The 14,671-nt window shown below is 64.9% G+C and carries 17 protein-coding genes; 10 read left to right on the top strand and 7 right to left on the bottom strand.

Annotated elements, in window-relative coordinates:
- Positions 1–288: 288 nt before the first annotated feature.
- On the bottom strand, positions 289–1,389 hold the full coding sequence (gene zapE / locus ACNKU3_RS20540) for a cell division protein ZapE (protein ID WP_418261448.1): 1,101 nt from the start codon (positions 1,387–1,389) through the stop codon (positions 289–291).
- A gap of 144 nt (positions 1,390–1,533) precedes the next feature.
- Here zapE and ACNKU3_RS20535 point away from each other — a divergent pair, with 144 nt between their 5' ends.
- Positions 1,534–2,010: a YhcB family protein gene (locus ACNKU3_RS20535; RefSeq protein ID WP_418261447.1), complete on the top strand. Its 477-nt coding sequence runs from the start codon at positions 1,534–1,536 to the stop codon at positions 2,008–2,010.
- Between the two features lie 12 nt (positions 2,011–2,022).
- On the opposite strand, the gene ACNKU3_RS20530 is transcribed toward ACNKU3_RS20535, so the two are convergent.
- Positions 2,023–2,784, bottom strand: coding sequence for a Nif3-like dinuclear metal center hexameric protein (locus ACNKU3_RS20530; RefSeq protein WP_418261450.1), 762 nt, complete (start codon positions 2,782–2,784; stop codon positions 2,023–2,025).
- Between the two features lie 115 nt (positions 2,785–2,899).
- Here ACNKU3_RS20530 and ACNKU3_RS20525 point away from each other — a divergent pair, with 115 nt between their 5' ends.
- Positions 2,900–3,991 (top strand): S1C family serine protease, encoded by a 1,092-nt coding sequence (locus ACNKU3_RS20525; protein ID WP_418261446.1) that lies wholly within the window; start codon positions 2,900–2,902, stop codon positions 3,989–3,991.
- Here the strand turns inward: ACNKU3_RS20525 and ACNKU3_RS20520 are convergent.
- The 5 genes from ACNKU3_RS20520 to ACNKU3_RS20500 all read right to left on the bottom strand — a co-directional run bounded on the left by ACNKU3_RS20520 (position 3,988) and on the right by ACNKU3_RS20500 (position 8,058).
- Positions 3,988–4,998 carry an acyltransferase family protein gene (locus ACNKU3_RS20520; protein ID WP_418261445.1) on the bottom strand — a complete coding sequence of 337 codons (1,011 nt, stop codon included), beginning with the start codon at positions 4,996–4,998 and terminating at the stop codon, positions 3,988–3,990. The genes ACNKU3_RS20525 and ACNKU3_RS20520 overlap by 4 nt on opposite strands.
- A 102-nt stretch (positions 4,999–5,100) precedes the next feature.
- Positions 5,101–6,393 carry a histidinol dehydrogenase gene (gene hisD / locus ACNKU3_RS20515; protein ID WP_418261444.1) on the bottom strand — a complete coding sequence of 431 codons (1,293 nt, stop codon included), beginning with the start codon at positions 6,391–6,393 and terminating at the stop codon, positions 5,101–5,103.
- A gap of 1 nt (position 6,394) precedes the next feature.
- The gene (hisG, locus tag ACNKU3_RS20510) at positions 6,395–7,030 is read right to left on the bottom strand and encodes an ATP phosphoribosyltransferase (RefSeq protein ID WP_418261443.1); all 636 of its coding nucleotides are present in this window, start codon (positions 7,028–7,030) and stop codon (positions 6,395–6,397) included.
- A 3-nt stretch (positions 7,031–7,033) separates the two neighbouring features.
- A complete protein-coding gene (locus tag ACNKU3_RS20505) occupies positions 7,034–7,273 on the bottom strand; it encodes a BolA family protein (protein ID WP_418261442.1) in 240 nt (79 codons plus the stop codon).
- Between the two features lie 110 nt (positions 7,274–7,383).
- Entirely contained in the window at positions 7,384–8,058 is a 675-nt protein-coding gene (locus tag ACNKU3_RS20500) for an MlaC/ttg2D family ABC transporter substrate-binding protein (RefSeq protein WP_418261441.1), read from the bottom strand.
- 182 nt (positions 8,059–8,240) lie between these two features.
- Between ACNKU3_RS20500 and ACNKU3_RS20495 the strand changes: the two genes are divergently transcribed.
- The 8 genes from ACNKU3_RS20495 to hpf all read left to right on the top strand — a co-directional run bounded on the left by ACNKU3_RS20495 (position 8,241) and on the right by hpf (position 14,670).
- Complete coding sequence (locus ACNKU3_RS20495; RefSeq protein ID WP_418261440.1) at positions 8,241–9,215, top strand: calcium/sodium antiporter; 975 nt, start codon at positions 8,241–8,243, stop codon at positions 9,213–9,215.
- Between the two features lie 16 nt (positions 9,216–9,231).
- Positions 9,232–10,218: a KpsF/GutQ family sugar-phosphate isomerase gene (locus tag ACNKU3_RS20490; RefSeq protein WP_418261439.1), complete on the top strand. Its 987-nt coding sequence runs from the start codon at positions 9,232–9,234 to the stop codon at positions 10,216–10,218.
- Between the two features lie 4 nt (positions 10,219–10,222).
- The gene (locus tag ACNKU3_RS20485) at positions 10,223–10,744 is read left to right on the top strand and encodes a KdsC family phosphatase (RefSeq protein ID WP_418261438.1); all 522 of its coding nucleotides are present in this window, start codon (positions 10,223–10,225) and stop codon (positions 10,742–10,744) included.
- Positions 10,744–11,301 carry an LPS export ABC transporter periplasmic protein LptC gene (gene lptC, locus ACNKU3_RS20480; RefSeq protein ID WP_418261437.1) on the top strand — a complete coding sequence of 186 codons (558 nt, stop codon included), beginning with the start codon at positions 10,744–10,746 and terminating at the stop codon, positions 11,299–11,301. Before ACNKU3_RS20485 ends, lptC begins: the two co-directional genes overlap by 1 nt.
- On the top strand, positions 11,285–11,914 hold the full coding sequence (gene lptA, locus ACNKU3_RS20475) for a lipopolysaccharide transport periplasmic protein LptA (RefSeq protein ID WP_418261436.1): 630 nt from the start codon (positions 11,285–11,287) through the stop codon (positions 11,912–11,914). Before lptC ends, lptA begins: the two co-directional genes overlap by 17 nt.
- Positions 11,892–12,617 carry an LPS export ABC transporter ATP-binding protein gene (gene lptB, locus ACNKU3_RS20470; protein ID WP_418261435.1) on the top strand — a complete coding sequence of 242 codons (726 nt, stop codon included), beginning with the start codon at positions 11,892–11,894 and terminating at the stop codon, positions 12,615–12,617. The genes lptA and lptB overlap by 23 nt, the downstream gene beginning before the upstream one ends.
- Before the next feature lie 156 nt (positions 12,618–12,773).
- Positions 12,774–14,246 (top strand): RNA polymerase factor sigma-54, encoded by a 1,473-nt coding sequence (locus ACNKU3_RS20465; protein WP_418261434.1) that lies wholly within the window; start codon positions 12,774–12,776, stop codon positions 14,244–14,246.
- Between the two features lie 136 nt (positions 14,247–14,382).
- Complete coding sequence (gene hpf / locus ACNKU3_RS20460; protein ID WP_418261433.1) at positions 14,383–14,670, top strand: ribosome hibernation-promoting factor, HPF/YfiA family; 288 nt, start codon at positions 14,383–14,385, stop codon at positions 14,668–14,670.
- Position 14,671: the final 1 nt, after the last annotated feature.

The following is a 14,671-nucleotide window of genomic DNA, read 5'->3' as shown; positions in this document are numbered from 1 at the left end:
TTGCGGACTTGGAGGGCGTCGGTGCGAACTCGATCCCCAAGCGGAACCGCCACCGCAACGCGATGCGCCAACCCACCCCACCAGCTACCGTGGAGGCAGGTAGCATGTAATCTCAAACCGCATTCAAAACCCCGCAGCCACGCGGCAATTCCGGGCACCAACAGGCCAACGCGCCGCAAGCGCCCGCAATGGAGCAAAAGACATGCACCGCCCGGCGCCAATGCCGCGGCCGCCAGGCCGTCAAACAACAAGGCCGCCAGCCGCACCCAAAGGCGGCCAAAAAAAGAATCAGGCCCGGTGTTCCCGCGCCAGGTACTCGTGGGACTGCATCTCCTGCAGCCGCGACTGGGTCCGCTGGAACTCGAAGGCCAGCCGGCCGCTGGCGTAGAGCTCCAGCAGCGGCTTCTCCGCAGCGATCACCAGCTTGACGTTGCGGTCGTAGAACTCGTCCACCAGGTTGATGAAGCGCCGCGCCTGGTCGTTGAGTTCCGCGGTGAATTCCGGCACCCCGGAGAGCAGCACCGCGTGGAATTCCCGCGCCAGCTCGATGTAGTCGTTCTGCGAGCGCGGCCCGTCGCAGAGCTCGGCGAAGTTGAACCAGGCCACGTCGTCGGACAGGCGCCGGCAGGTCAGGTAGCGGTTGTTGACCTGGATGCGCTCCCAGTGGCGCCCGGGCTCCACCGCCAGCGCCTCGAAGCTCGCCTCCAGGCTGCGGTCGGCGGCCTCCCCCAGCGGGCAGTGGTAGAGCTCGGCCTGCTGCAGGGTGCGCAGGCGGTAGTCGATGCCCGCGTCGACGTTGACCACTTTGGTGTACTGCTGGATCAGCTTGATCGCGGGCAGGAAGCGCTGCCGCTGCAGGCCGTTCTCGTAGAGCCGCTCGGGCACGATATTGGAGGTCGCCACGAGGGTGACGCCGCGGGCGAACAGGGCCTCCATCAGACCGCCGAGAATCATCGCGTCGCCGATATCGGTGACGAAAAACTCGTCGAAGCAGATGACGATGGCTTCCCCGGCGATGCGGTCGGCGACCAGTTGCAGGGGGTTCTTCTCCCCTTCCAGCGCGGTCAGCTCGTTGTGGACCCGGCGCATGAAGCGGTGAAAATGCACCCGCATCTTGCGCTCGAAGGGCAGGCAGTCGTGGAAGGTATCGACCAGGTAGGTCTTGCCGCGACCCACGCCGCCCCACAGGTACAGGCCGACCTCCGGCTCGAGGGTTTCCCTGCGCAGCTTTTTCACCAGCGAGTTCAGCAGGCCGGACTGTTGTTTTTCGCGCTGCAGCAGGCGCAGGTAAAGGTCGTCCAGCAGGCGCACTGCGGTTTCCTGGGCGGGGTCATGGGTAAACCCTTCCCGTTGCAGGTCTGCCTGATAGCGCTGCCAGGGTGTGCTCATGTGTCGGGCGGTGGTAGTTGGACCGGGCGCGACACTTTACCTACAGGCCCGGGGAATGGCAACGTTGGTTACAGCCTACATTGCGCTGCGCAATTAGGGTTATACTGCCCGCTCGCCAATAAGTCCTGATCCCAAGGAGCCAACGTGTACAGCCTCACCGTCCTCATCATCTGCTCGCTCATCGGTCTGGCCGTCGGCCTGGGCATCGGCGTCCTGCTGGCCCAGCGCGTCACTCCCAGCGGCCAGAAGCGCCGTGAAGCGGAGCGCCAGCTGGACCAGGCCCTGCAGGAAAAGAAAGCCTACGAGGACGAGGTGGTGGAGCATTTCACCGACACGGCGAAGCTGCTGAACCAGCTCACCGACAGCTACCGCGAGGTCCACAACCACCTCGCCCGCGGCGCCGCCGACCTGTGCCGCGGCAGCGGCCCGGTGGCCCTGGACCAGATGAATCGCAAGGCCGACCCGGCCAAGATCCCCGCGGACCTGGCCGACATCCAGCCGCCGCGCGACTACGCGCCCAAGGCCTCGCCGGACCAGAAAGGCATCCTCAGCGAGGGCTACGGCCTGGAGCGCGAAGAAAACGCCGACGAAGTGACGACGCGCACCCCACCCCCCCTGTAAGCGCGGGCCCGGTCAGACCGGGTTATCGCAATCGAAGAAGCGGTGTTCGATGGGGAATGCCGCCGCCAGTGCCTCCCCCACCGCCTGCACGCCGTAGCGCTCGGTAGCGTGGTGGCCGGCGGCAACGAACACGATTCCCTCCTCCCGGGCGATGTGCACGGTGGGTTCGGAAACCTCCCCGGTGATATACACATCCGCCCCCGCCGCCAGCGCCGTCCCGATATAGGACTGGGCGGCCCCGGTACACCAGGCCACCCGCTGCAACTGGCGCTGCGCGTCGCCCACCAGCAGGGGTTCGCGCCCGGTCAGCTCGCGAAGCCGGGCGCACAGCGCCGGCCCGTCCAGGGGCTCGGCAAAGTTGCCGACATTGCCCACCGCGGTGGGGTCGCCCGGTTCCAGCGGTGCGACATCGCGGATGTCCAGCAACTCGCCCAGGCGGGCATTGTTGCCGAGGGTTGGATGGGCATCCAGCGGCAGGTGATAGGCGAGCAGGCTGATATCGCGGGTCAGCAGGGTCGCCAGGCGCCGGCGTTTCATACCCACCAGCGGCTCGGCCTCGCCGCGCCAGAAATAGCCGTGGTGAACCAGGATGGCATCGGCGTCCCAGTCTGCCGCGGCGTCCAGCAGGGCCTGGCTGGCGGTGACCCCGGTGGCCAGGCGCGCCACCTCCGCGCGCCCCTCGACCTGCAGGCCGTTGGGGCAGTAATCGCGGAATTTCCCCGGCTGCAGGGTGTCGTCCAGCCAGCGCACCAGCGCGTCGAGTGAAGTGCCCATCATTCTCCTTCGGTGTTCGTTACAGTCCCGCTTCATATACAATGCGGCATAACCCGCAGGCGGGCCCCGCTTGCGCCAGCATACCCTACTCCACGACGGGGCTACGACAATACCCATGCGAGAGACCCTCAAATTCATTGCCTGGCCGGCGATTGCCGGTGTGCTGGCCGCCCTGCTGATCCTCGATCGCTGGGTGCTGCCGGCGGAAACCGGGCAGGATCACTCCCATGGGGCGACCGCCAGCTATTCCTCGGCGGTCAACCGGGCGGCGCCGGCGGTTGTCAACATCTACACCGCCAAACTGGTGAGCACCAACACCGTCCCCCTGTTCCCGGAACGCTTTCGCCGCCTGCCGCGGCAGCGCATCGAGCGCTCCCTCGGCTCAGGCGTGATCATGTCGAAAGAGGGTCACATCCTGACCAACCTGCATGTCATCGCCGGCGCGGATGCCATCCAGGTGCTGTTGCACGATGGCCGCACCGCCAATGCGGTGGTGATCGGCAGCGATTCCGCCACCGACCTCGCGGTACTGAAGATCGACCTGCCCGACCTGATCCCCGCCAAGCTGGCGGATTCCGACAAGCTGCGCGTCGGCGACGTGGTGCTGGCGATCGGCAACCCGCTGGGCTTCGGCCACTCGGTGACCCAGGGCATCGTCTCCGGCCTCGGCCGCTGGGGCCTGCAGCTCAATACCTACGAGGATTACATCCAGACCGACGCGATGATTCACCAGGGCAATTCCGGCGGCGCGCTGGTGGACGCGGAGGGCCGGCTGGTGGGTATCAACACCCTGATCTACACCTCCAACACCCAGGCGGGCAGCGGTACCGGGATCGGCATCAGCCTCGCCATACCGAGCAACCTTGCGGTGTATGTCATGCAGGACCTCATCGACTACGGCGAGGTGATCCGCGGCTGGCTGGGCGTCAGCGTGGAACCGGTGCAGGTGCCCGGCAGCAACCAGCAGCAGGCCCTGCTGGTGATCGGCGTCGCCGAATCCAGTCCCGCGGAGCGCGCGGGCCTGCAGGTCGGCGATGTGATCACCCAGATCGATGGCAAACTGGTGGTCGATGGCCGCCAGACCATGCACAAGATCGCCCGCCTGCGGCCGGGCGAATCCGTCGGCATCTCGGTGCAGCGGGACCAGCAAAGCCTGGAGTTGCGGGCGGTTGTCGGCGCCCAGGGACAGCAGAGCCCGGCGGGCTAGGCGCCGCCCCAGCCGCGAATCCACAGGCGCAGCGGGTTCTCGACCAGGCGGTAGGAGAGCCAGGACAGCAGCACCGCGAGGCCGAGAAACACCGCGAGGGACAGCGCGGTGCTGCCGAGTTCCATGCGCTTCACCAGCGCCAGTACCGGCAGGTGCAGCAGGTACAGGGAATAGGAAATCCGGCCGAAGAAATCCCCCAGCGGGTTCGCCAGCAGCCGGTTGCTGTCGGGCACCAGGAACACCACCGCGAAAAAGGCCGCGGCCACCAGCGCCACCACTTCGAGATTGATCCACACCAGGTAGCGATTGCCAGTAATGGCGGCGAACACTTCGGGGAACAGGAAGGGGATCAGCAACAGCAGCAGCGCGCTGGGTTTGCGGCAGAGGTAGCCGGGAACCGGCCAGTGCCGGTACAGCTGGCCGAGCAACAGCCCGCTGATGAAAAACGGCAGCGCCCGGAAAAACTGGATATCGAAGGGAATGCCCAGCAGGTCGCCGCGCGGGCGCGGGAACTTGAAGATAATCACCAGCAGCAGGCTGGCCACACAGGCCAGGTAAAAATACGGCGGGCGACGCTGGTAACACCACCAGAGCAAGAGGAACAGGCCGTAGAAAAGCATCTCCGCCGGAATGGTCCAGAGCACGGAGTTGCCGTAGAAAAACAGCAGGTGCGAGGCCAGTACCGCCGCACTGTCGACCTGGTAGAGGTAGCCGACCAGGCCGAGCTGCCAGAGCAGGAAGGAAAGCCCCACCACGATAATATACAGCGGCATCACCCTGCCCGCCCGGGCCAGCGCGTAGCCGCGGACATGCCCCCGGTCACAGGGCCGCTCGAGATAGAGCACCGACATCAGGAAACCACTGAGGACGAAGAACAGCATCACCCCGACCTGGCCTGAATCGTTGAGCAACTGGTGCAGGGGGCCGCGGCTGAAATTGGCGAAGTGGGAGAACACCACGATCAGCGCCGCGATCCCGCGCAGGGCATTGAGCTTTCTTATTTCCATTTTATGCTGCCCTGCTTCGTCCCCGGATAAGCTGTGCAGTGGCAATATCCTGAAGCCGCGCCGCCTGCCGGACCGTGTCCGCAGGCAGCCCGGCCCCGCGTATTATTCTTTCAGGCGAAACTCCGCCGCCCGGGCGTGGGCCGTAAGCGACTCCCCCCGGGCGAGGGTGGAGGCGACTTTGCCCAGCGCCTTGACCCCCGCGTCGCTGCACATGATCACCGAGCTGCGTTTCTGGAAGTCGTAGACCCCCAGCGGGGAGAAAAAGCGCGCACTGCCGGAGGTCGGCAGCACGTGATTGGGGCCTGCACAGTAATCACCCAGCGCCTCGGAGGTCCAGCGCCCCATGAAAATGGCGCCGGCATGGCGGACCAGGGGCAGCAGGGCCTCGGGGTCCTCCACCGACAGCTCCAGGTGCTCCGGCGCCAGCCGGTTGCTGATGGCGACCGCGTCCTCGAGGTCGCGGGTAAGGATCATGGCGCCGCGCCCGTCGAGGGACTTGCGGATGATCTCCGCGCGCTCCATCTGCGGCAACAGGCGCTCGATGCTGGCCTGCACCGCGTCGAGGTAGCCGGCGTCCGGCGACAGCAGGATGGCCTGGGCGTTCTCGTCGTGTTCGGCCTGGGAAAACAGGTCCATCGCCACCCAGTCCGGGTTGGTGGAACCGTCGCAGATCACCAGGATTTCCGAGGGGCCCGCGATCATGTCGATGCCCACCCGGCCGAAGACCATGCGCTTTGCGGTCGCCACGTAGATATTCCCGGGACCGACGATCTTGTCCACCGCGGGCACGGTTTGCGTGCCGTAGGCCAGCGCCGCCACTGCCTGGGCGCCGCCGATGGTGAACACCCGGTGCACCCCGGCCAGCGCGGCCGCGGCCAGCACCAGTGGATTGAGTTCACCGCCTGGCGCCGGTACCACCATGACGATCTGCTCCACTCCCGCCACCTGGGCCGGAATCGCGTTCATCAACACCGAGGACGGGTAGCTGGCCTTGCCGCCGGGCACGTAGATACCGGCGCTGGAGAGCGCGGTGACCTGCTGGCCCAGCAGATTGCCCGCGGCGTCGCGGTAGCGCCAGCTCTCCTGCAGCTGGTGCTGGTGGTATTCCCGCACCCGCAGTGCCGCCGCTTCCAGCGCCTCGCGCTGCTCCGCGGGAATCGCTGCCAGGGCGGCGTGCAACTGCTCTGCGGGCACTTCCAGGGCTGCGGCCGTGGCCGCCGGCAGGTTGTCGAAGCGCGCCGTATATTCCAGCAGCGCAGCGTCGCCGCGCTGCGCAATGTCCTGGAGGATGCCCTGCACCGCGGTATTGACCGCCTCGTCGAGCTCCTCTTCCCAGGCGGTCAGCGCGTTGAGGCGGCGGTCGAAGTCTGCCTGCGTGGAATCCAGCCGGCGCATCTCAGCTCTCCCCTACCGCGCTGCCCAGGCGGTCGATCAGCGACTGGATGCCGCTGTACTTCGAACGCATGGCGGCCTTGTTGACGATCAGGCGCGAGCTGATCGAGGCGATTTCCTCCAGCGGCGCCATGCCGTTGGCGCGCAGGGTATTGCCGGTATCGACGATGTCCACGATCAGGTCCGCCAGGTCCATCAGGGGGGCCAGTTCCATCGCCCCGTAGAGCTTGATGATCTCCGCCTGGACGCCTTCGCGGGCGAAATAGTCCCGGGCAATGTTGACGAATTTGGTCGCCACCCGGATGCGGCCATTGCCACCCTGCCAGCCGGTCGGTCCGGCGGTCATCAGGCGGCAGCGGGCAATACCGAGGTCGAGGGGTTCATAGAGCCCCTCGGCGCCGTGCTCCAGCAGGATGTCCTTGCCCACCACGCCCACATCGGCGGCGCCGTGGCGCACGTAGGTGGGTACGTCGGTGCCGCGCAGGATGACCAGGCGCACCTGCGGCAGCGTGGTTTCGAACACCAGCTTGCGGCTCTGCGCCGGATCTTCCAGCGGTTCGACGCCGGCCCGCGCCAGCAGCGGCAGGGTCTCCTTGAGGATACGGCCCTTGGTCAGGGCTATGGTGATGGTGTTGTCCATGGCTCAGGCCTGCGCCTGCCACTCCCCGGGGGTATAGGTGCGGATATTGACAGCGTGGATGCCGCCATCGGCGATGACATCACCCAGTGCGCCATAGACCAGTTGCTGCTTTTTCACCGGCCGCAGGCCCTCAAACACCTCGCCGATCGCGACGATATCGTAGTTGGCGCCCTCGCCCTGCACGTGAAATTCGCAGTCCGGCAGGTGTGCCTGCAACAGGGACTTGACGGTCACGGCGTCCATAGGATTCTCCGGGTGTGGTTAACAGGATGATTGCGCGCCCCGGCCACGGGCCGGAGCGCAGAAGCGGCATTCTAAGAAAAATTTGCGGTGATAGCGACCGCGGAAGTCGCTCAGTTGGGCAGTTCCTTTTCCGCGGCATCCAGCGACCAGGTATCGATAACCGCGTCGATATTGCCTTCGTGCTCCCTGGCGGCAGCCTGGAACTGGCTGCGGTAGATTTCCCCGAGGTTCACGGTCTCGACGATCATGTTGCGCAATTTCCACTCGCCGGACTTGTCGCGGCCCATCTGGTAATAGACGACATAGGGCTCCGCTTTCTCGGAATAGATGAGCTGCTCGACGGTCGCGCGATCGACGGCGGGGTCATCCGCGGCGGGCGGGGAAACATCCATCCGCGAACCGCCGAAGGCCAGCAGTCCCTTGCCGTAGGTGCGCACCAGCCCGGTACGCATCACCTCGGTGAAGCGGTCCAGCTGATCGCGCAACTGTTCCCGGCCGGCCTCGTCCAGCGAACGGTAGCGATCGCTGCTGGCATAGGGGCCCATCACGCCGCGGGCGAAGCCGCGGAAATCCACGACCGGGTCGAGGATTTGCTGAATCTCGCCGTAGTAACGCTCCGGGTCCTGGTCGGCGTAGGACTGGGCCTCCTCGACCACGGCCATCACCTTCTCGGAAGCCGCTCGCACCACGTCGTTGGCTGATTGTTCCTGTGCATCCTGCCCACTGGCCAACGCAGCCCAGCACATCAAGCCGAGCAACCAGGCGGACTGAATTCGAATCAACATGTGTTTTCCCCAATGGATTAAATTGCACTATTCACCGCTGTAGCGGCCTGTATAATCCGGGCTTGGCAATCAGGGGCAACTGCCCACGGCAGATGTCCGCGCCCGCAATCTATGACACCAGGGGTGCCCATGCGGTTCCACACCCACAGCGCGGCGCCTACTTTAACAGGAAATTTATTTATATGCTGTTAGCAGCCGCAGCTATTCTGGTCGGCTTTATTATCCTTATCTGGAGCGCGGACCTGTTCGTTGCAGGCGCAGCGTCGATTGCAGAAAACATGGGCATGTCGCCCATCGTCATCGGCCTGACAATTGTCTCCCTGGGGACTTCCGCACCCGAAGTACTGGTCTCCCTGACCGCCGCGCTTTCCGGTGCGGGCAGCCTCGCCATTGGCAACGCCATCGGCTCCAATATTGCCAATATCGGGCTGGTGCTGGGCATCACCCTGCTGGTGGCCCCGCTGATGGTCCACCCGGACAGCGTGCGCAAGGAGATGCCGACCCTGCTGCTGGTGACCGTGGGTACCGGCATCCTGCTGCTCGACGACGCCCTCTCCGCCCTCGACGCGATCCTGATGACCGGCACGCTCGCCGCGCTGATCATCTACATGCTGCGCAGCCAGCAGAAAGACAATGTCCTGGTCGAGGAAGCCGAGGAAGAATACCTGCCCCACCTGAGCCCGACGCGCGCCTGGCTCACCTTTGCCCTGGGTCTGGCGCTGCTGGTGGCCAGCTCGCGCCTGCTGGTCTGGGGGGCGGTGGAAGTCGCCGAGACCCTCGGTGTTTCCGAACTGATCATCGGCCTGACCATTGTCGCCGTCGGTACCAGCCTGCCGGAACTGGCCGCCACCGTGGCCAGCGCCCTGCGCGGCCACACCGAGATCGCCCTCGGCAACGTCATCGGCTCCAACATGTTCAACCTGCTGGTGGTGATGGCGATTCCCGGCTTCTTCGGCACCGCGGTGCTGGAGCCGTCGGTACTCACCCGCGACTACCCGACCATGACCTTCCTGACCTTCTTTATCGCAGCGGCGATCCTTGTCAGCCGCAAGCGCAAACGCTCCAGGGAGGGCTGCGCCTACCTGGGCCGGACCGTCGGGGTGTTGTTAGTCTCTTCCTACGCACTGTATTATTACTGGTTATATGTCAGCCTTTGATTCGGGGCCCGCAGGCATGGCGGACCAGCCTTCACCAAAACCAGGTTTTACCCAGTCGGCACTGCGCACCATCAGCATGGAGGCAGAAGCCGTGGCCGCGCTCGCCCAGCGAGTCGGCGCCGAATTCGAACAGGCCTGCGCCCTGATGCTCGACTGCCAGGGCCGGGTAATTGTCACCGGCATGGGCAAGTCCGGGCATATCGCCCGCAAGATTGCCGCCACCCTCGCCAGCACCGGCACGCCGGCATTTTTTGTCCACCCCGGCGAAGCCAGCCACGGCGACATGGGCATGATCACCCCCGAGGACGTGGTTATCGCGCTGTCCAACAGCGGCGAGGTCGGCGAGGTCCTGACCCTGCTGCCGCTGCTCAAGCGCATGGGCAGCAAACTGATCGCCATGACCGGCAACCCGCAGTCCACCCTCGCCCGCGCCGCCGACGCCCACATCGATGCCGGCGTGACCACCGAGGCCTGCCCGCTGGACCTCGCGCCGACCTCCAGCACCACGGCGGCCCTGGTCATGGGCGACGCCCTGGCCATCGCCCTGCTGGAAGCGCGCGGGTTCACCGCCGAGGACTTCGCCTTTTCCCACCCCGGTGGTTCGCTGGGCCGCAAGCTGCTGCTGAAAGTCGCCGACGTGATGCGCGCCGGCGACAGCATCCCGAGGGTTGCCCAGGACACCATGCTGGCCAGGGCGCTGCTCGAAATCAGCGCCAAGGGACTGGGCATGACCACCGTGACCGACGACGCGGGCCAGTTCATCGGCGTATTTACTGACGGCGACCTGCGCCGGGCCATCGATCACCAGGTGGACATCAACAGCACGCCGATCGCGGCCATCATGTCGCGCAAGCCCAAAACCGTTACCCCCGGCATGCTGGCAGCCCAGGCGATGCGTATCATGGAAGAAAACGAAATTACCTCGCTGGTCGTGGTCGATGACGACGGCGCCGCCTGTGGCGTCCTCCACCTGATGCACCTGCTGCACGCCGGGCTCGCCTGACGCAATGCCGGAACTCACCAGAATCGCCAGCAACATCCGCCTGTTCGCCCTCGATGTGGACGGCGTACTCACCGACGGGCGCATCCAGTACAGCAGCAGCGGCGAGGAGCTGAAAAGCTTCAACATCAAGGACGGCCTCGGCATCAAGCTGCTGCAGCGGGACGGTATCGAAGTGGCTATCATCACCGGCCGGGTATCGCCGATGGTCAGTCGCCGCGCCGCGGAGCTCGGCATCGACACCATCGTGCAGGGGCGCGAGGACAAACTCTCCGCACTGCTGGAGCTGTGCAAACTGCGCGGCATCGAACCACAGGCCTGCGCCTACATGGGCGACGACCTCCCCGACCTCGCCGCAGTGAAGGCCGCGGGCGTCGGCTTTACACCCGCCGACGGCGTGGCGGCATTGCAGGCCGCCGCTGATGTGGTGACTCATTTGCCCGGCGGCAACGGCGCAGTGCGTGAAGCCTGCGAACTGCTGCTGCAAGCGCGCGGCAGCCTCGACGCCCTGCTGGAGACCTTCGCCTGATGCGCCGCCCGATCCTGCACCTGCTGCTGGTCGCCGCGCTGGTGCTGCTGACCACACACTACTGGAATCCCGGCCCCGGCACTGCGGCGACGGCGGCCCGGGGCACGCCCGGAGGGCCACTGCCGACCAGTTACATCGACAATGCACGCTCACGCAGTTTCAGCGCGGACGGCACGCTGTCCGACATCCTCGAATCCAGCCGGGTAGAGCAGTTCCGGAAACCCGCCTACACGATGCTCTACGAGCCCCGCTTCTATGCCCACAGCGCCCACGACCGGACCTGGTCGGCAAGCGCCGACCGGGGACGTTACGCGGGAAATGGCCAGCGCCTGTTGCTGCGCCAGAATGTCGTGCTCAGCCACGACCAGACCGGCACCCAACTGACAACCGCCAGCCTGGATATCCAGCTGGACACCCGCGAAGCGCAGACCCGCTCCGCGGTCACCATCACCCAGGCGGGGAACGCAACCCGGGCCAACGGCATGCTGGCCCGACTCAACCAGGAAACCATCCGCCTGGGCCCCGATGTGGAGAGCATTTATGTACAAATCCCCTAGCCGGGCGGCCGCCTGTGCCCTCGTCCTGCTCGCACTCTCGGCAGGCGTTAAGGCGCTGCCCGACGACCAGGATCAACCGATCCGGATCGAGGCGATCGAGGCGCTCAGGGACGAAAACCAGGGCTTTACCCAGTACAAGGGCAATGTCACCCTGGACCAGGGCAGCCTGCACATCGAGGCCGATATCCTCACCGTCTACCACACCGGCCAGGATGCCCAGCGCATCACCGCCCATGGCAAGCCCGCGACCATGCGCCAGCAACCGGAAATCGACAAGGCCGTGATCACCGCGCGCGCCAACCGCATCGAGTATTACCGCAATGAAGCTCGCGTCGAGCTGCGCGAAAGCGCCAGCATCGAGCAGGAGGGTTCCACCGTCACCGGCGACCGCATCGACTACTTCATCAACGAAAAACTGGTGAAAGCCGATTCCGACCGCAGCAATACCTCCAGCCGGGTACAGGTGGTGATTCCGGCGCAGGTGATACAGGCGGCCGAGGAATCCAGCCAGGCCCAGGAGCGGGAGGCCGCTGCCGATCCCAACAGCCCCGCCAGTGCCGTCGAGGAAGTCGCGCCGAAGGAGACCGCCGATGGCGCAACTGGCAGCCCGTAACCTCGCCAAGTCCTATCGCGGCCGGGAGGTCGTACAGGACGTTTCCCTGCACCTGGAAAGCGGCCAGGTGGTCGGCCTGCTGGGGCCCAACGGCGCCGGCAAAACCACCTGTTTCTACATGATTATCGGCATCATCACCGCAGACCGCGGGAGCATCGAGCTGAACGGTGAAGACATTACCCGCCTGCCCATGCACGAGCGCGCGCGCCACGGCATCGGCTACCTGCCCCAGGAGGCGTCGATCTTCCGCAAGCTGTCGGTGGGCGACAACCTGCTGGCGATTCTCGAGACCCGCCCCGACCTCAACCGCAAACAGCGGCAGGAAAAGCGCGACATGCTGCTCGAGGAATTTCACGTGCAGCACCTGCGCGACAGCCTCGGCCAGTCGCTCTCCGGCGGCGAGCGGCGGCGGGTGGAAATCGCCCGCGCGCTGGCGACAGAACCGGACTTCATCCTGCTCGACGAACCCTTCGCCGGCGTCGACCCGATCTCGGTGAGCGACATCAAGCAAATCATCAACCACCTGCGCGATCGCGGTATCGGCATCCTGATTACCGACCACAACGTGCGCGACACACTTGATATTTGCGAGAAGGCCTATATCGTAGGGGAAGGTCACATCATCGCCTCAGGCACCTCCCAGGAAGTGCTGGACAACGCCAAGGTGCGCAAGGTCTACCTCGGCGAACAATTCCGCCTTTAAGGCATCCGCAACACCACTGCTAAACGTAAAAAAAGTCAACAAGCAAATTTCGAGCCAAGCGGTTGCCAGAGTTTGCACGCTGGCGCTACACTCCAAGTCGTGTTCAACTGCGCCACCCCGTACGGGGACGCACCCAGGGGCTCTTTCCAGCTGTCGATGAAACAATCGCTTCAACTCAAGATCGGCCAGCAACTGACCATGACTCCGCAGTTGCAGCAGGCCATCCGCTTACTGCAACTCTCCACGCTGGACCTGCAGCAGGAAATCCAGCAGGCGCTGGACAGTAACCCCCTGCTGGAAATCGGCGAAGAGGACCTCGGCGGCAACGAGGTGGAGAACGGTAACAACGAGCCCGAAGGCCCGGCCGGCAACAGCGACTGGGAAAGCGCCGAACTCAACGAGGCTAACACCACCGGCTCCGAGAGCATGCCGGATGACCTGCCGGTGGACACCCGCTGGGAAGACCTGCTGCCATCCAGTTCTTCCCCCGCCCCGGCGCCCATGGAAGACGACGGTGACTTCGAGTCCCGCAACAGCTCGCGGGAATCCCTGCACGACCACCTGCTCTGGCAGCTCAACCTCACCCGTTTTTCCGACACCGACCACCTGATCGCCCTGACCCTGCTCGACGCCACCGACGGCAACGGCCGGCTGACCCTGTCGCTGGAGGAAATCCACGAGTCCTTCGACCCGGAACTCGACATCGAGATGGACGAGATCGTGGCGGTGCTGCACCGGCTGCAGCAATTCGAACCCGCCGGCGTCTGTACCCGCAGCCTGCAGGAATGCCTGCTGGTGCAGTTGCAGCAACTGCCCGCCGACACCCCCTATCTCGAGCCGGCGCGGCTGATCCTCAACCGCCACCTGCCGCAGCTGGCCGGCGGCGATTACAACCAGATCCTGCGCCGCACCCGGCTCGCTGAAAGCGAACTCAAGTCGGTACTGGCGCTGTTGCAGACCCTGGACCCGAACCCGGGGCAATCCTTCGCCCCGGAAGATGTCGAATACGTGGTGCCCGACGTTTTTGTCAGCAAGCGCGAAGGCCGCTGGGTGGTGGAGCTCAACCCGGATATCGCGCCCAAACTGCGCATCAATAGCGACTATGCCAGCCTGATCAAGCGCGCGGACAACAGTGCCGACAACACCTACCTGCGCGACAACCTGCAGGAGGCGCGCTGGTTCCTGAAGAGCCTGCAGAGCCGCAACGAAACCCTGATGAAAGTGGCCAGCAAGATTGTCGAGCACCAGCGCAACTTCCTCGAATACGGCGAGGAAGCCATGAAACCGCTGGTGCTGCACGACATTGCCGAGGCGGTGGAGATGCACGAGTCCACCATCTCCCGGGTCACCACCCAGAAGTACATGCACACCCCGCGCGGTATCTTCGAACTCAAGTATTTCTTTTCCAGCCACGTATCCACCAGCGGCGGTGGCGAATGCTCTTCAACGGCGATTCGCGCACTGATCCGCAAGCTGGTCGCGGCAGAAAACCCCCGCAAGCCTCTCAGCGACAACAAGATCGCCCAATTGCTGGACGAACAGGGCATTGAAGTAGCCCGGCGGACCATCGCCAAGTACCGGGACAGCCTTAACATCCCGCCCTCCAACGAGCGCAAGCGGCTGGTATGATCTTTATGCCAATATCGCCCGACCACCTGTGCCAGCCGGTCACCAAGTGGTCTAGACTGATTCCAAGGTCTCGCCGGAATCCGGCGGCGCCCTCCCCGGGGCTCACCCGGGCTCATCAGCAACAAGGAGCCAAGCTATGCAACTGAACGTCAGCGGACACCACGTGGAGGTCACCGACCCCCTGCGCAATTACGTTGAGAGCAAGTTCGAGCGACTGCAACGCCACTTTGACAATATCACCAACACCCAGGTCACCCTGATCGTCGAAAAAATGGTTCAGAAAGCGGAAGCGACCATGCACATCTCCGGAGCGGACCTGTTCGCCCAGGCGGAATCCGAGGACATGTACGCGGCGATCGATCTCCTCGCCGACAAGCTGGACCGCCAGCTGATCAAGCACAAAGAGAAAACCCGAGGTCACTGAT

Source organism: Haliea sp. E17 (assembly GCF_048323675.1).
Classification (GTDB): domain Bacteria; phylum Pseudomonadota; class Gammaproteobacteria; order Pseudomonadales; family Halieaceae; genus Mangrovimicrobium.
The sequence above is the reverse complement of the archived record's forward strand: the minus strand, read 5'-3'. Positions and strand labels throughout refer to the sequence as shown.

Excerpts from the sequence above, each read along its gene's own strand:
- ACNKU3_RS20465 (WP_418261434.1), top strand. The coding sequence starts at position 12,774 with ATGAAACAATCGCTTCAACTCAAGATCGGCCAGCAACTGACCATGACT.
- ACNKU3_RS20495 (WP_418261440.1), top strand. The coding sequence starts at position 8,241 with ATGCTGTTAGCAGCCGCAGCTATTCTGGTCGGCTTTATTATCCTTATC.
- hisD (WP_418261444.1), bottom strand. The coding sequence starts at position 6,393 with ATGCGCCGGCTGGATTCCACGCAGGCAGACTTCGACCGCCGCCTCAAC.
- lptA (WP_418261436.1), top strand. The coding sequence starts at position 11,285 with ATGTACAAATCCCCTAGCCGGGCGGCCGCCTGTGCCCTCGTCCTGCTC.
- lptC (WP_418261437.1), top strand. The coding sequence starts at position 10,744 with ATGCGCCGCCCGATCCTGCACCTGCTGCTGGTCGCCGCGCTGGTGCTG.
- ACNKU3_RS20490 (WP_418261439.1), top strand. The coding sequence starts at position 9,232 with ATGGCGGACCAGCCTTCACCAAAACCAGGTTTTACCCAGTCGGCACTG.
- ACNKU3_RS20530 (WP_418261450.1), bottom strand. The coding sequence starts at position 2,784 with ATGGGCACTTCACTCGACGCGCTGGTGCGCTGGCTGGACGACACCCTG.
- lptB (WP_418261435.1), top strand. The coding sequence starts at position 11,892 with ATGGCGCAACTGGCAGCCCGTAACCTCGCCAAGTCCTATCGCGGCCGG.
- ACNKU3_RS20520 (WP_418261445.1), bottom strand. The coding sequence starts at position 4,998 with ATGGAAATAAGAAAGCTCAATGCCCTGCGCGGGATCGCGGCGCTGATC.
- ACNKU3_RS20485 (WP_418261438.1), top strand. The coding sequence starts at position 10,223 with ATGCCGGAACTCACCAGAATCGCCAGCAACATCCGCCTGTTCGCCCTC.
- zapE (WP_418261448.1), bottom strand. The coding sequence starts at position 1,389 with ATGAGCACACCCTGGCAGCGCTATCAGGCAGACCTGCAACGGGAAGGG.
- hpf (WP_418261433.1), top strand. The coding sequence starts at position 14,383 with ATGCAACTGAACGTCAGCGGACACCACGTGGAGGTCACCGACCCCCTG.
- hisG (WP_418261443.1), bottom strand. The coding sequence starts at position 7,030 with ATGGACAACACCATCACCATAGCCCTGACCAAGGGCCGTATCCTCAAG.
- ACNKU3_RS20525 (WP_418261446.1), top strand. The coding sequence starts at position 2,900 with ATGCGAGAGACCCTCAAATTCATTGCCTGGCCGGCGATTGCCGGTGTG.
- ACNKU3_RS20505 (WP_418261442.1), bottom strand. The coding sequence starts at position 7,273 with ATGGACGCCGTGACCGTCAAGTCCCTGTTGCAGGCACACCTGCCGGAC.
- ACNKU3_RS20500 (WP_418261441.1), bottom strand. The coding sequence starts at position 8,058 with ATGTTGATTCGAATTCAGTCCGCCTGGTTGCTCGGCTTGATGTGCTGG.